This is a genomic window from Hyalangium minutum, assembly GCF_000737315.1.
In the GTDB taxonomy this organism is placed as follows: Bacteria; Myxococcota; Myxococcia; order Myxococcales; family Myxococcaceae; genus Hyalangium; species Hyalangium minutum.
This window is the reverse complement of the sequence record NZ_JMCB01000005.1, coordinates 461207-476596: the sequence shown is the minus strand read 5'-3', so window position 1 is coordinate 476596 and position 15390 is coordinate 461207. Positions and strand designations below refer to the sequence as shown.

Annotated in this window: 12 protein-coding genes; 7 read left to right on the top strand and 5 right to left on the bottom strand. The window is 69.0% G+C overall.

Going from position 1 to position 15390, the window contains the following annotated elements; translation table 11 throughout:
- Positions 1-14: 14 nt before the first annotated feature.
- The 4 genes from DB31_RS44825 to DB31_RS15460 all read right to left on the bottom strand — a co-directional run bounded on the left by DB31_RS44825 (position 15) and on the right by DB31_RS15460 (position 4075).
- The gene (locus tag DB31_RS44825; protein ID WP_052419981.1) at positions 15-1517 is read right to left on the bottom strand and encodes a phosphatidylinositol-specific phospholipase C; all 1503 of its coding nucleotides are present in this window, start codon (positions 1515-1517) and stop codon (positions 15-17) included.
- Between the two features lie 109 nt (positions 1518-1626).
- Positions 1627-2451, bottom strand: a complete 825-nt coding sequence (locus DB31_RS15470; protein WP_044188044.1) for a tetratricopeptide repeat protein — start codon at positions 2449-2451, stop codon at positions 1627-1629.
- A complete protein-coding gene (locus DB31_RS15465; protein WP_240486711.1) occupies positions 2448-3035 on the bottom strand; it encodes an RNA polymerase sigma factor in 588 nt (195 codons plus the stop codon). Before DB31_RS15465 ends, DB31_RS15470 begins: the two co-directional genes overlap by 4 nt.
- Positions 3036-3079: 44 nt before the next feature.
- Positions 3080-4075 carry a hypothetical protein gene (locus DB31_RS15460; RefSeq protein WP_052419980.1) on the bottom strand — a complete coding sequence of 332 codons (996 nt, stop codon included), beginning with the start codon at positions 4073-4075 and terminating at the stop codon, positions 3080-3082.
- A gap of 175 nt (positions 4076-4250) precedes the next feature.
- Here DB31_RS15460 and DB31_RS15455 point away from each other — a divergent pair, with 175 nt between their 5' ends.
- The 7 genes from DB31_RS15455 to DB31_RS15425 all read left to right on the top strand — a co-directional run bounded on the left by DB31_RS15455 (position 4251) and on the right by DB31_RS15425 (position 13793).
- Positions 4251-5393 carry a DUF7305 domain-containing protein gene (locus DB31_RS15455; RefSeq protein WP_044188043.1) on the top strand — a complete coding sequence of 381 codons (1143 nt, stop codon included), beginning with the start codon at positions 4251-4253 and terminating at the stop codon, positions 5391-5393.
- Between the two features lie 282 nt (positions 5394-5675).
- Positions 5676-6860: a glycosyltransferase gene (locus DB31_RS15450; RefSeq protein WP_240486710.1), complete on the top strand. Its 1185-nt coding sequence runs from the start codon at positions 5676-5678 to the stop codon at positions 6858-6860.
- Positions 6861-6930: 70 nt separating this feature from the next.
- Entirely contained in the window at positions 6931-7125 is a 195-nt protein-coding gene (locus DB31_RS15445; RefSeq protein WP_044188042.1) for a hypothetical protein, read from the top strand.
- A gap of 91 nt (positions 7126-7216) precedes the next feature.
- Positions 7217-9001, top strand: coding sequence for an MbnB/TglH/ChrH family RiPP precursor modification enzyme (locus DB31_RS44820; RefSeq protein ID WP_240486709.1), 1785 nt, complete (start codon positions 7217-7219; stop codon positions 8999-9001).
- A gap of 34 nt (positions 9002-9035) precedes the next feature.
- The gene (locus DB31_RS15435) at positions 9036-11006 is read left to right on the top strand and encodes a PqqD family peptide modification chaperone (RefSeq protein ID WP_044188040.1); all 1971 of its coding nucleotides are present in this window, start codon (positions 9036-9038) and stop codon (positions 11004-11006) included.
- A gap of 30 nt (positions 11007-11036) precedes the next feature.
- A complete protein-coding gene (gene asnB / locus DB31_RS15430) occupies positions 11037-12803 on the top strand; it encodes an asparagine synthase (glutamine-hydrolyzing) (RefSeq protein ID WP_044188038.1) in 1767 nt (588 codons plus the stop codon).
- A gap of 45 nt (positions 12804-12848) precedes the next feature.
- Positions 12849-13793, top strand: a complete 945-nt coding sequence (locus DB31_RS15425; RefSeq protein ID WP_044188036.1) for a DUF808 domain-containing protein — start codon at positions 12849-12851, stop codon at positions 13791-13793.
- A gap of 15 nt (positions 13794-13808) precedes the next feature.
- On the opposite strand, the gene DB31_RS49930 is transcribed toward DB31_RS15425, so the two are convergent.
- Positions 13809-15389, bottom strand: a complete 1581-nt coding sequence (locus tag DB31_RS49930; RefSeq protein ID WP_205628511.1) for a DUF1501 domain-containing protein — start codon at positions 15387-15389, stop codon at positions 13809-13811.
- Between the last annotated feature and the right edge of the window lies 1 nt (position 15390).

Genomic DNA, 15390 nt, shown 5'->3' with positions numbered 1-15390 from the left:
CTCACGTGGGCCCGCTACTGCGCGTCATAGCCCCAGACCGCGTAAAGGTAGTCCCCGAGCTGGACCTTGTAGACAGGGTTGATGCCGTAGGTGGCGTAAGCCCAGTTCTCCAGGCCTCCCGGTGCCTTCTTGACCACCACCATCCAGGACTGGAACGGAAAGCTCGTCGCCAGGTGCCCGTACAACCCGATCGCCCGGCTCTGCGCCTCTCCCGTCAGTAAGGGGAGACGGCTGATCACGGCGGCCTGCAGGCTGCTCTGGCTCACGGCGGTGCTCAACGAGCGGACAGTCAAGGCAGCGTGGGTGTAGCCGTCGATCTCGCTCGACTCAGAGGACAGGCCCTCGCTGTACTGCACGAAGCTCGCCTGGCTCTTGAGCGCCATCCACTGCCAGGTTCGCCCAGGCAGAACGTTGGAGAGGAACGTCTTTTCCTGGTTCCATCGCTCCTGGGCGTCACCCGAGAACGACCAGGCGACGCTCTTGAAGATGAAATCGAAGTCGCTCCGGGGCTGTACGGTGACCGGCACCAGGCGGAAGTTGTGAGCGATGATGGCATCGATCAGCCCCGCCCCCGGGAAGTCCATCATCACCACGCCCGTGCGCTGCACGTTGCCCGCCACCAGGTACTCGAGCGCCTGATCATTCGTGCCTCGGTAGACGGACCCTTCTCCGCTCGCCACCGTGTAGGGATAGACCCCGCCCGTGTGCGACGAGCCGCTCAGGAAGTTCACGTACATCACCGAAGCAGAGCCGCTGTTCGTCTCCATGAACTGCGCCCTTGCTTGCTCCCACTTCGCGGGGATGTTCCAGACCCAGGTGACCTCCCACTCATCCTGGATGTCGAAAGAGGCGCTCGACCCGTCCGAAGGCCACCTCACTCCGTAGGAGCCACCGCTGAAGGCCTGCAGGATGACGATCCGGCCCCGCACCTGATCGAGCGAGGGGAGATAAGTGCCCGTCCAGAGATAGGGGCTGTAGGCGGACTGGCTCCGGTACCACGCGAAGGTCTCCGCGAACGAACGGGTGGTGTTCTCCGCCTCATGCTCCTGCTGCACCTTCATCAGCACCGTCTCTGTCGGATGCTCGCGCAGGAACTGGATGGTGGCCTGCAGCACGTCATCGAAGTTCGCCTGCTGGTAGACCTCGCCGTGATGGATGGTGAAGCGGTCGTCGATGTGGCGGCACCGGATGTCCAGGACCCGGATGCCCGCCTCGAGCTGGGTGCGCAGCGGCATCGACTGCGTCTGCACGAGGACGCCGCCATGGAACGACATCGTGTCGTGCGTGCCCGGGAGGGAGAGCGCGGCCAGGTTCGTCTGGCCGGGAACCCAGCTCATCCAGTCCGGATGCGACGTCTCGATGGTGCTGGAGTGGTTGTAATAGCGACCGCGGGCCTCCGCCTCTGGAGGGCACAGCAGGAACCACGCCGCCAGCAGCAACACCCCGCCTCGCACGAGCGGGAGCGAGTGGCTCCCGTCCACTGCGAGCTTCCGCGGAGCCTTCAAGGTCTCGTGCACGGCTTCCTCCTTGGGCCTTCGTGCCCAGCGCCTGCGTGCAGGCGCGTCCTGTGTTTTCAGGAAAGGAAGGAGGCAGCAGAATGATCGGGTCAACGGGCACGGCAGAAAACTACGGCGCGGGCGGAGACAGCGCCTGCAGCCGGCGTCGCGCGGGCTCGGCGAGCAGCGATTCCGGGTGCGCCTGGAGGAAGTCCTTCAGGGCCTGCGCTTCGCGCACCGGATCTCCGAGCGCCTGGAAGGCCTCGGCCACGCCATGCCGGGCCTCCTCGCTCAGCGTTCCGTGGGGCTGCATGCGCAGCGCCTGCTGGAACTGACGCAGCGCCCCCTGCGCATCTCCTAACTGCTTCAACCGCAGCTCCGCGGAGGCCACGCGCGCCACGTAGGCCGAAGCCGTCCCGGGATGGGACTGGATGACCCGCTGGTAGAGCGCGTCCGCCTCACGCCATGCGCCCGCGGCCCGGCGCTCGTTCGCCCGGCGCAGCAGATCCTCGGGCTCCGTTGCGGGAGCTGCAGGCCGCTGGCGCACCACCGGCTCCTGGGCAGGAGCGACGGCCGGCTCGGTGGGAGCGCTCGGAGGTGGAGGCGGCACGGCCGGCTCTGGTGCTGGCTGCACCGCCTGAGGCGCGGGAGCCACGGGTGGCTGGACCTCGGCAACCCGGGGGACGGGCAGCACCTCGGGCGGAGACGTCCGGAGGCTCCAGTAGCTGGCCGCCGCCGCACCCGCCAGCACCAGACAGGCCCCCGTGACCCAAACCCCTCGGCGGAACCTGCCGCGCTTCGGTGGCGGCGCGGCAGGAGCCTCCATGACCGCGAGCACTCCCTGAATGAGCTCGGCCGAGCGCTTCTGGGAGATGCGCTGCGCGGGCCCGGAACGCTCATCCAGAGGACCGAGTAAATCGAAAGGCTCCTCATGCTCATGGGAGTCCTGACTCATTTCCTACCTCCCGCGCTGGCCGACTCCTGCTCATAGAGTTCCCGAAGCCGGGCACGCCCCAGGCGAAGCCGGCTGCGCACTGTCTCGAAGGGAATACTGAGATGCTCGGTCATCTCCGGCACGCTCATCCCCAACACGTAATGGAGCACCAAGGCATGCCGCTGCTCGTCGGAGAGCTGATCCAACAGCCGTGCCATGTCCCGCCGGAAGACGTAGTCATCCGGTGCGACATCGTCCGAGGGCACCGCCACCATCTCCACGGGCTCCAGGGCCGCCACGCGCTGGTCGGCGCGCACCTTCCTCCGCGAGGCAAAGACGACCCGGACCACGACCCGATCCGCCCAGGACTTGAAGGAGCCCTCCGCGCGCCAGGTCGGCAGGCCCCGCAGGATGGCGATCAGCGCCTCCTGGGCGGTGTCGTCCACGTCATCCCCGCGCAGCAGGTAGCGCACCAGGTTGCGCACACGGGGCAACAGCTCCGCTAGGAGCGACTCCGTCGCCCGCCGGTCTCCCGCGATGACGGCCTGAATGCGACTCTGCTGAGGGGTGTTCACCGCCAGGTTCTCGCTTCTGAGCGCCCGCATCCCTGGCACGGAGTCCGGTGCGTCGGATTTCGGGTCACGAGAATTCATGGAGAGCCCACGAGTATCGCCAATCCGAGCCGGGGTTGCGCCCACCACAGGGTGTTCCGGGGGATGAACTCCTCCCCCCGCTGGTAGCCAAGGGTCGGCACGCCCGCCAGCACATCCACCGAGATGGAGGCCTCCAGGGCCACGGCACCGGCTCGCCAGCGCGCCGAGAGCTCCGGGCTCACAAAGGGGGCCAGGGTCAGTCGAGGAGGAACGGCGGAGACCTCCGAGGCCAGGGCCACGGTGCTTCGGCGGAAGCCCGAGAGGCCGACGCCCAGGTCCGCGCCCAGCCGAAGCCGCTCTGTAGGCTTCGAGCAGACCCCTGCGCCCACGATGACGGAATGCCGGGACAGGGAGACGCGGGTGTACGCGTCGGAGAGCTGGGCCTGGAGGCTCGCCAGGAGCTGCGCACGCGCTCGCCACGTGGAGCCCTCCCTTGCGATGCCCAGCCGCGGCCCCTGCTGGCCTCGGGGGCTGCTCCCATCCACGGCGGCCTGCCACCCCAAGTCCAGCACCCAGCTTCCCTCGCGGACGGGAGAGCTGGGAGCCGGAGGACTGGGAGGCGGCGACACGGGAGGTGGCGCTTCGGGAGGCGGTGCCGACGGGGGTTCGGGCGGAGGCTCGACGATCACTCCCACTTCGTGCCCCGCCTCCAGGGCCTTCACCGCCGAGCGCACCGCCAGGGCCGCGGCCTCGGCCAGCGCGGAGTGGCCCAACCGTCCCCCAGCCCCGTCCGCCTGGATGCGCCGCACGAACAGGTGCTGGGTGGACGGCTCCGCGATGGAGACGACGATGGCCTCGGTCTCATGGCTGAACCAGATGGCCACCCGGGCGGACTCGCTGCGTGCCAGCTCCACGGCGCTGCGCCACTGCTCCGCGTCGCTCGTCCCGAGCGACGGCCCCGGGCTCACGCGGAGCACCACGGGCAGATCGCTGAGCTGCCCCTGGACCCGGCTCGCCAGGGACTCATCCTCCGGAGAGGACGTTCGGAGCACTGCGATCCAAGGAGCCTTTGTCTCGTCTCCTCGGGCTGTCCCCCACCCCACAAGGACACAGACGAGGAAGAGGCGGCTCATGAAGGCAAGGAGGCTGCGCAAAGGGCGGTGAGCCTAACATGTCCGGCGCGGGCCCGAACCGGCCCGTCCTGAGGGCCCTTCCAAGGAGCGATGCATGCGATGGAGCCACCGACTTCTTCTCCTGGCACTCCTGGTGGAAGGCACCAGTTGCACCGTGAGCGACACCGTGGCGGTGCTGCCCGAGTCAGAACCGGAAGCCTGTGAGCGGGGAGAGCTGGCCGGCCGGGTCTTCCCAAATGCCCTGTGTACCTGCGAGAGCCTGACGACCAGTGCCCCCTTCCTGACCGATGGCTTCCAGAGTTCGGCTGGCCCCTGGGTGCCTGGGGGACGCGGCGCGTCAGTCGCAACGAACGGAGACCTGACCGCCACCGAGCAGGTGCAGGTGGGAGGCTCCCTCTCCGTGGGAGGCACGGCTGCGGGCATCCAGCTCGTGGCACGGCCCCTGTCCGTCGCCGGGGCGCTGTACAGCGCGGGCCCGCTCAACGGGCCCCTGGCCTCTGTGCAAGTGGAAGGACCGGCGTGGATCGCGGGCGACATCGAGCTGGCCGAGCTGAAGGTCCGTGACGCCCTGGTGCTCCCCCCCGAGCGCAACCTCTCCGTCTCCGGCACGCTCGAGGTGGCCGAGCGGAGGCGAGAGCCTGTTCCCCCACGAGCACCTCCCTGCCCCTGCGCCGCCGGCGAGCTCGAGGACATCGCCGCGTGGGTCCGCGCCCACATCACGGACAACGACAACGCCTTGCTCTCGGTGGACCCGGAAGCACTCTCGGGCTTCATGGGCGCGCGCACGCTCCAACTGGCGAAGGGGCGCTTCTACCTGCGCGGCATCACAGGCTCCGGCACGGCGGCGCTCGTCGTGACCGGGCGGGCCGCGTTGTTCGTGGAAGGGGAAGTGGACGTGGAGAGCCTCGACGTCCACCTGGAAGAGACGGGCGAGCTGGATCTCTTCATCTCCGGAAGCCTGGCGGTGAAGAACCGGCTCGGCCTGGACTCACCGCGCTTCCCCTCGCGCCTGCGCGTCTACGTGGGTGGGAGCCAACCCATCCAGGAACCCGCGCAGAGCCGGGTGGTGGGTCACTTCTACGCGCCCCTCGCCCCGTTCAACCTGGGAACGGGCTTCGAGCTCTTCGGCTCGCTCTTCGCCCGGCGGGTGGACACAGCTGGGGACTTGTCCATCCACTACGACTCGGATGTGCAGGGACTGGGCAACGCGTGTCCCGGCCTCCGAACCCGCCCGTGAGCAACTCGCGAGGAAGTGTTTGACCCGAATTTTCCGCTCCTTTTCTGCCCTCCATACGGACATCGGAGTGTCCTGCCAGAAGCACACGTATGACCGTGGCGTGGGCTGCCTGCCGTAGCCTCCCACGCCCTGCGCCACGCCGCTGTGCGCTCAAAGCGTCCACGATATCCCACGGCTGACATGCCATCCTGGACGGGTGACATGGCAACCTGCGCGTGTGACATGTCACCGCAAAAGGCCGTCGCGGATGCGCCCCGTGTCCAGCCGGCCAGGGAGGACGCCGTGAAGTTCCTGCTCGCAGCTCCTGGCTCTCGTGGAGATTTCCAGCCCATGCTGGCCCTCGCCCTGGGCCTGCGCTCGGCGGGGCACGAGGCCATCCTCGCGGCGCGGCCGCTCTACGCCTCCGATGCCGCCGCCTTTCAGGTGCCCTTCGTGCCGATGGGACAGGATGTGGAGGAGTTCCTTCGCGGGCGGGCCGGGGGCGCCCCGGGCTACCTGCCTCCGGGCACCATCGAGGCCTTCCTCGATCAGGAGTGTCGGGCTCAGCTCGAGTGTCTGCCCGCGCTCGCGGAGGGGGTGGATTTCGTGCTCGGCGCGGGAATGGCGATGGCGGTTCGTTCCGCGGCGGCGGCGGTGGGCGCGCCCTACCTGGCGGTCGTCTACGCGCCGGGGCTCTTCATGCCCCGCGGGCGCACCTCCATCTTCGTGCCCCCGGTCTTGCTCCAGACGGTGCGGGACTTCCACGCCCGGCGTGGGCTACCGCCCGTGGAGGATCTGCTCGCCTACGCCTTTCCTCCGGAGCGGGTCCTGCTCGCCGCGGATGAGGAGCTCCTGGGCTCGCTGGGGGGCGTGCAGGTGTGGGCGCCTCCTACGGGAGCACTGCTGCTCGAGGATCCCCGCCCACTCGAGGACGAGCTGGAGGCGTTCCTGGCAGCCGGCGAGCCCCCGATCTACATCGGCTTTGGCAGCCTCGCCGGGAGCGAGCCAGCGCTCAACGAGCAGCTCCTGCGCGAGGTGGTGGAGGCCGTGGGGTGCCGCGCTGTCTTCCATGCGGGGCGGAACGCTCCCGCTCGTCCTCAGGTGGAGGGCCCCCTCCTTCGCATTGGCCATGCCGCGCATCGCCCGCTCTTCGCTCGCGTCGCGGCGGTGGTGCACCATGGCGGGGCGGGGACCTTCGCGGCGGCCGCGCGTGCGGGCGTCCCCCAGGTCCTCGTGCCCCATGCGTATGATCAGCCTTTCTGGGCCGAGCGCGCCTACCGCCTGGGCATCGCTCCGGCCCCCTTCTTTGCACGAGGCGTGAAGGCCCCTCAGCTGATCGCCTCGATACAACAGGCGCTGACGGACGAGCGCCTGCGGCACCAGGCCCGTGCGCTCGCCGCCGTCCTGACGCCTCGCGATGGCGTGGGGACGGCCGTGGCTTGCCTCACGGGCGCCCGGATGGGGGCACCGGAGGAGAAACCTGGGTGAAAGCGCATTGACAGGAAGTCCACGCAGAGTAAAAATCTCAGTCCTTCCCCCTAGGACTTCTGAGGAAAAAATGGAAAACCCCAGCGCGCCCCTCCAGAACGCGAAGTTCATTGCCCCCGACGCCAAGCCGCTGGAGACCGAAGAGTTCAAGCTGGAGATGCTGGACTGTGGTCCCGCGTATTCGTTCACGGACGCGGGCAGCATGTGCATCAGCTGTGTGTGCGGCACCGGCTGCCTCTGTGGCTGTGTCAGCCAGAGCGCCTGAGGCGCCCACGCCTGTACCGTCCTGTCGCAAGTGAGCACGCCCGGCTTGGGCCGTGAGGCGTGCTCGTGCTCGCGCGTACCCGGGAGAGCCCTTGTCGAGATGGGATGAGCTGCCGATGCTCGGGGTCGGTATTGGCTACCGGCCCGAGCTGCGCGAGCAGCAGCTGAAGCACGGCGATCGCATCGACTGGTTCGAGCTGATCGCCGACAGATACGTGCGCTCCGTGCCCGAGAGCATGGAGCGAGCGCTGCCGTTGCTGGAGCGTCATCCGCTCATCCCCCACGCACTGGAGACGTCCGTCGGCACGGATGCGCCGCTGGATGAGGCGTATTGCCAGGAGGTGGCCGAGCTGGTGCGGGCCGTCCGAGCGCCCTTCTCCAGCGACCACCTGTGCATGACGAGGGCGGGGGACGTGGAGCTGGGCCAGCTCACCCCGCTGCCGTTCACCGAGGCCGCGATCCGCAGATGCGCCGCCAATGCGCGCCGGGTCCAGGAGATCCTCGGTGTGCCCTTCCTGCTGGAGAACATCACCTATGCGTTCGCCATCCCCAGCCCGCTGGGCGAGGCGGAGTTCATCACCCGGGTGCTGACGGAGGCGGACTGCGGCCTGCTGCTGGATCTGGCCAACGTCTTCATCAACTCGCAGAACCACCGGTACGATCCGTACGCCTTCCTGGACGCGCTGCCGCTGGAGCGGGTCGTCCAGGTGCACCTGGCGGGAGGCGAGCGGCGGGGTGGCCAGTGGATTGACAGCCACAGCCAGCGCGTGGACTCGCACCCGGAGGTGTGGAAGCTGCTGGAGTATGTGGCCGAGCGCAGCCAGGTCCGTGCCGTCCTGATCGAGCGGGACCAGAACTTCCCCGAGGAGTTCCAGGAGATGCTCGAGGACATCGATCGGGCCAAGGAGATTCTCCACCGTGCGCACCGCGCGGCTCCCCGGCCGCCCCACCGGAGCACGCTCCCGGCCTGGCCCGAGCGCCCCTCCACGCCGCTGCCCACGGACGCGCACGTCTTCCAGACGGCGCTGGCCCGGCTGCTGGTGGAGGACGGACTGCGCAAGCGGTTCTTCGCCGCGCCCCCTGCCGTGGGAGAGGAGCTGGGCTTGGGGCCAGAGCAGGTGGAGGCGCTGCTCGCGGTGGGGGCAGGGCACCTGAACACCTTCGCGCATGATCTCTCCAGCAAGCGGCTCTCGCTGATCACCAAGGCCGCTCCGGCGAGCTGCCGATGGCTGCAGCTGCACAAGCTCTGGCACGACGTCTCGCATCGCTTCACCGAGGAGCACGCCCCTCGCCATTCCCCCGAGTTCGTCAACCGCACCGTGCGAGACGGCTTCTGGTTTCTCCAGTTGCTCTCCCGCGTGTTGGAGGAGCGGCCCGAGCTGCGCTTCCCGCTGGAGGACATCCTCCGATTCGAGCGTGTCCAGCTCGAGCTGTGCTCGACGGTGGCTCCGGTGGAGACGGCCCTGGAGTTCCGCCGCGCCTTCGAGAGCCGCGCTGCCCCAGGGGTCGAAGAGCTGGCGGCCGCGCGTCCCCTCTCCGGGCCCCACGTGCGCGTGGAGCGGTTCGGCTGCGATGTGGTGGAGCTCGTGCGGCGCCTCAACGCGGGCGAGGCCACGGAGGAGGTTCCGCTCAAGCCCTCGCTCGTGCTCTTCAGCAAGGCGCCCGGCTTCCGCAACGTGCGCCACCTGGCCATCAACGAGCGGACGAGCGCCCTGCTCGCGCTGTGTGACGGGAGCCGCACCACGGCGGAGATCGCCGCACGGCTCTCACCCGGCGCGGCGGGCGAGGCGAGCGCCCAGGAAGTCCGGAGCTGCGCCGAGGTGGTCCGCCGCCTGATGGAGCTCAACGCCCTCACCCTCGCGGTGCCCGCGAACTGACCGCCGCCCCCCTCGCGCTCCCCAGGAGAGCTTCGTGCGTATCTGCGCCCTCATCAAATACCCCCCCATTCAAGGTGGCGTGAGCGCCCAGTCCTACTGGATGTGCCGCGCGCTGGCCGAGGCCGGCCATGAAGTCCACGTCGTCACCAACGCGGACGAGGTGGAGGACGACTACCGGCTCATGCTCACGGCCGATGATCGCTCGTGGCTGGAGCCCACCTTCGGCGCGGGGCGGGTGCGACTGCACCTCTCCGAGCGCAGCTCCTCCGCTTTCCTGCACGTGCCGCAGGCGAACCCCTACGTCAGCAAGCTCGCGGGCCTCGCCACCGACGTCGTCCGCCGCCACCGCTGCGAGGTCATCTTCAGCTACTACTTCGAGCCGTACGGCGTCGCCGCGAACATGGCCTCGCACTGGACCGGAGTGCCTTACCTGGTGCGCAACGCCGGCAGCGATCTCGGAAGGCTGATGACCCGGCCCGGCCTGGGCACCACGTACCGGGAGATCATCCGCCGCGCGAACGGCGTGTGCGCAGGCAATCCCCTGCTGTTTCTCGGCATGGGGGTCCACCCCGACAACATCTACCGGGGGCCGCCGCCCGATCTGATCCGCGAGTGCTTCAGCCCCACGGTGGAGCCGCTGGACATCAACGGCGTCCTCGAGGAGCTGAACCGGGAACACCCGGGGCTGGTGCGGAACCCGCGCCTGTTGGATCCCTCGCTGCCGGTGATTGGCATCTACGGCAAGGTGGGAGTCACCAAGGGCACGTATGACTTGCTGAGCGCGCTGGCCCTGCTGCGCAAGGAGGGGCTGCGCTTCAACCTCGTGGCGCTCACGCGGGGCAAGCGGGTGGCGCCCCTGCACAAGGCGGTGGAGGAACAGGGCCTCGCGGAGGTGACGTGGGTACTGCCCTTCGTAGCGCACTGGAAGGTGGCGCGCTTCATCCGGGCGTGCCGCGCGGTGTGCTTCCTGGAGCGGGACTTCCCCATCACCTTCCACGCGCCCACGGTGCCTCGGGAGGTGCTCGCCTGCGGCACCTGCCTGGTGCTCTCCGGGGAGATTGCCGCCAAGCAGCCCTTCCGCGAACACCTGGCCCCCGGGAAGAACGTGCTGCTGGTGCCGGATCCCCGCGTGCACAGCGAGCTGGCGCGGGCGCTGCGCCAGGCCATCGAGGATCCGGAGGGCGCTCGGGAGATCGGCCGGCGCGGACTGGAGCTGGTGCAGGGACTGCCCCGAAGAGATGTCGCGGGGGAGTTCACGCGGCTCTTCGAAGACGTCATCGCCAAGCACCGAGGGCAGCCAGGGCGGCTGTCCCCGGCCGAGCGGGGGCTGCCCGAGAACCGGGGCGAAGCGCTGCGCCGCACGGCGCCCGGGCTGGTGGAGGTGCTCGGGGCGCGTGCCGAGCCCATGCTCCAGGCCTTCCAGGCGGCGCACCCGGAGGTGCCTCCCACGTTCTTCGCGGACGCGGCAGCCTTCTGCCAGTGGGTGGGCTCGGGCCAGGGAGGAGCGGTGGAGCCGGCCGTGGCGGAGGCAGCGCGCTATACCGGGCTGCTGGTGTGGATGGGGCACTTCACCCCTGAGGAGGAGGCGCAGCCTGCCTTCGAGCGGCCTGACATGTGGTCGGCCCTCCGAGGAAACGGCTCGCCCGAGGCGCTGCGCGCGCTGGTGCCGCTGCGCAGCCAGTGGGTCCGGGTGGAGCGCTTCCACTCCCTGCCGCCGGGGATGCTCTCGGGTGGACAGGGCACGGGGGGCGAGGCCACGGTCCTCTTCCACAAGCGGCCCAACCTCTACGGCCACCACTTCCGGGTGAACGCGTGGACTTCGGAGCTGCTCCAGCAGTGCGACGGCGAGCGCACCGTGGGGCAGCTGCTCGAGGGCCAACGGCGCCGGAGCGAACAGCCCGCCCAGAAGGTGGAGCAGGCGGTGCTGGAGGCGCTCCAGCGATTCCATGGCGAGGGGCTCGTGGTGTTCGCCGAGCCCAAGGCCGCTCCCGCCGCCCAGGCGTGAGGCGGCTCGTTCATCCGCGAGGAGCGTCCCGTGTGCGGCATCGCAGGGATTTTTGGTGAGCCGGATCGAGCGTTGCTCGAGCGCATGACACGCCGGCTCGAGCACCGGGGCCCGGACGGATGGGGAACGGCGGTGGTAGGCCACGCGGGCCTGGGCAGCACGCGCCTGAGCCTCGTGGACATGGAGGGGGGAGCGCAGCCCATGTCCGGCCCGGCCGGGTTGACGCTCGCCTACAACGGCGAGCTCTACAACACGGTGGAGCTGCGCCGGGAGCTCGAGCGAGAGGGCCCCCCCTTGAGGACACGCAGCGACACCGAGGTGGTGCTGCGCGGCCTGGAGCGCCGGGGCATGGCCTGGCTGGAGGAGATGGAGGGCATGTTCGCCTTCGCCCTCTCGGACGGCGAGCGGCTCACCCTGGCGAGGGATGCCTTCGGCATCAAGCCGCTGTACTACGCGCTCGTGGACGGGGGCCGCCGGCTCCTGTTTGCCTCGGAGCTGAAGGCGCTGCTGGTGGACCCCTCGCTGCCGCGGGAGCTCGATCGCACGGCGCTCTTCGAGTGGGCCACCTTTCGCTTTCTGCTCGGTGAGCGCACGCTCTTCCGGGCCATTCGCCAAGTGCCGCCCGGTGGCACGCTGGAGATCTCTCGCCGCCCGGATGGGCTCCTGGAGCTTCGCCCCGGCCGCCACAGCGCGCCGCGCCCGCTCACGCTGCCCACGCGTGAGGAGGAGCTGGCCGAGTTGCTGCTCGAGCTGCTCACGAGCTCGGTACGGTGGCAGCGAGCGGCGGATCACCCGGTGGGGCTCTTTCTCTCAGGGGGCGTGGACAGCTCCCTGCTGGCCGCGTTGCTGGCGCGTGAGGGCTCGCCGGCGCTGCATACCTTCTCGCTCGCGGATGATCCGGAGTCGGCGGACCTTGCCATGAGCCGGAGGCTCGCCGAGGCGCTGGGGACGCGGCACCACGAGTACATCTTCCGCCCCGCCGAGCTGCTGGAGTCCCTGCCGCGTGCGCTCGTCGCGATCGAGGGGCCCTCGGAGCCCACCATTGTGGAGACGGCGGCTCCTGCCATCCGTCACCACGTCAAGGCGGTGCTCTGCGGGGATGGGGCCGATGAGCTCTTCGCGGGCTACGTCCTCCACGCGAGCTCCGCGCCATGGCTGAAGTCCTGCGTGGAGAGCTACAACCGGATGATTCGGACGGGCACGGTGCCCGTGGAGGAGTGCGCCTCCACCAAGGCGGCTCTGCGGGCGGTGGCCCTCCCAGACGAAGCCGCGGCCCGTGAGGCTTTCTACCGCTTCTTCTTGGAGGGGCAGCTCACGGACGCGCACCTGCGCGTCTGGGATGGAGGCTCCATGGCGAGCGGCCTGGAGGTGCGGGTGCCCTACCTGGATCGAAGGATCCGGGACCTGGCGCTCTCGCTCCCCTGGGAGCAGCGCGTCCGGGGGAGGACGCGGAAGGTGTTGCTGCGCGAAGTGGCTCGCCGCGTGCTGCCCGCGCCCTTCGCCGAGGAAATTACCGAGCGCCGCAAGCTGGCGGCTCCCTCGGCTGTACGCCACACCGCCGATGAGCTGGAGCGCGTGGCGCGAGAGATTCTCCCAGCGGAGGGGCGAGAGCCCCACCCCCTGGGGCGCTACTGTGGAACGTCCTCGCAAAGGCTCCTGCTGGATCTGTTCGTGTACCTCTTCGTCGGCCAGGGAGGAACGCTGCCCACGGGGTTTGAGTGGAGGGAGCTCTACACCACGCACGGGCGCGAGCTGGAGCAGGCGCTGTCACAGGCACTGCCGCCAGCTTTGAAGTAGTGTTGCGGCCATTCGTGGTTCGACTCAACCCACAGGGAGACCCTCTTGGCCGGTAGCAACCTCCTGACCCTGATTGATGACATCGCCAGCCTCCTGGACGACGTCGCGGCGATGACCAAGGTCGCGACCCAAAAGACCGCGGGAGTCCTCGGTGACGATCTCGCGCTCAATGCTCAGCAGGTGGCCGGCGTCACCGTCGATCGCGAGCTGCCTGTCGTCTTCGCGGTCGCGAAGGGCTCCCTGGTCAACAAGGCCATTCTGGTGCCCGCCGCCCTGGCCATCAGCACCTTTATTCCCTGGGCGATCATCCCGCTGTTGATGGTGGGCGGTGCCTTCCTCTGCTTCGAAGGCTTTGAAAAACTGGCCCACAAGTTCTTGCACAACAAGGCCGAGGACGAAGCCCACCACGGCGAGCTCGTCAAGGCCGTCGCCGACCCTGCGGTGGACCTCGTTGCCTTCGAGAAGGCCAAGATCCAAGGCGCGATCCGTACGGACTTCATCCTCTCGGCGGAGATCGTCGTCATCTCGCTGGGCACGCTCGTCAACGCGACCTTCGGGCAGCGAGTCGCCGTCCTGATCGGCATCGCCATCATCATGACGGTCGGCGTCTATGGGCTGGTCGCTGGCATCGTCAAACTCGACGATGCGGGGCTCTATCTCACCCAGAAGAAGGGCTCATTCCAGCGCACGCTGGGCCGCGGGCTCCTGGTGGCCTCTCCGTACCTGATGAAGGGGCTGTCCATCGCCGGCACGGCCGCCATGTTCATGGTCGGCGGCGGCATCCTCACCCACGGCATCCCTCCCCTGCATCACCTCATCGAGGGGATCGCCCATGGCGCGGGGAACGTGCCGGGGGTGGGAGGAGTCCTGCAAGCGGTGGTGCCGACCATCATGGATGCGTTGTCCGGAATCGTTGCCGGGGCACTCATCCTGCTGGCCGTGATGGCGGGGAAGCGCGCCTACCAGGCCCTGCGTTCAAAGCCAGGGTAGGCCTAGCAGAGCCCCTCACGCCTTCCGAAGCCCCACGACCTCTCCGTAGCCACCGGGGATGAAGAAGTCGTGCGCTTCCATGCCCATGATCCGCAGCGCGGTGGTCACGACGTCCGCGGATCTGGGCACGCGCCTCGAGGGCTGACCGGTCTCCTCGATGAGGTCCACGGGGACGCCGAGCCCGCGCGGGGTGTACGAGCCCACCTGCCGGTTCCCCGCTACGTTTCCGCCCGCGAAGCAGACCGAGGTGTAGGGGTGATGATCATCCGGCAGGCTGTAGGTGCCGTCGCTTCCGCGCGAGGCCCAGCTGCGGCCGAACTCGCTCATCACCAGCACGAGCGTGTCATCGAGCAGTGTCTTGCCCGGCTTACCGGGAGCCGGAGCAGCCTTGAGCTCGCCCAGGAAGCGCGCGACGCAGTCCATCAGCCCGCGGCCGTGTGCGCAGCTGTAGCCATGGCCCAGGCCGTTGTGGGTGTCGAAGTCGAGCTGCAACGAGACGTGCACCGAGGTGCAGAGGTCCGACTTGAGCAGGCGCAGCGCGAGATCCATCCGCGGGTCGAGCCCGGTGAGGTGGAAGTTCGCGAGACCGAAGGTGTACGTGAACGATTGGTTCGACAGGTAGCTCGACAGGTACGCGGGGCGGTTCGCCGTCAGCGTGTCGATGCCTTTGGTGCGCTCCAGCATGGACACGACATCCGTCGCGAGCACGCGCGAGACCGACGCCAGCGAGCCATGCAGACCTTCGAGGTAGTTGTCCACCTTCGCCGTCGATCGGTCCATCAACGGCTGAGCGCGCGAGAGCGAGAAGCGCTCCACCGTGGTCGTCTTCAGGGTGCTACCGGTGGGCTGCCCGCGTGCGTCCAGCTCGGGAGCTTCGGTGCGCGCATCAAGCCCCGTCCACCAGGGGTTATCCGCGGGCTTGGCGGAGAGCTGCGGCTTGAGCGACTCGATGGACGGCACGCGAACGGGCGAGGCGTGTGAGGGCAGCCCCATTCCCAGCGGCGTGCCGCGCTCACCGGCGACAACCACGAACGGCAGCGGTCTGCTCTCGCGGTACCTCTCGAACAGGTGATTGGCGATGACCGAGTGAACGGCCGGCGCCCGGTAGTCCGCACCGGCGACACCGCACATGGAGGAGATGAACGCACTCGCGTGGTCGTTGGTGCCCTGGTCGATGCCGTGCAGGACGCTCAGCTGCTCATGCAGCGCGAAGTGCGTGTAGCCATACATGAGCGGGCTGAAGCTGCCTCGCGCGGCGGGGTCGGCGGGGTTCCACGACTGCCAGGTTCGCAGCGGCTTGTAGGGTCCGTTCGCGGCCGCGAGGTCCACCACCTTGCTCGCGTCGAAGAAGACGGGCTCGCCGCTGTAGTTGGAGGGGGCCGGGACGCAGAGCGGAATGTCGGCGTCCTCCATCGGGGTGAAGTAGTACGCCGGCCGGTAGCCACCCGGGATGTAGAGCACTGCGAGCCGTGAGGGGACGTCCATGCCCGCGGCGTAAGCAGGGCTCGAGCCGAGGAGCCCCGCGCGTTCGAGGAGCGCGAGCTGTCCCGCTCCGAGGGCCCACTTGAGCAGCGTGCGACGAGAGGTGTTCCTCATA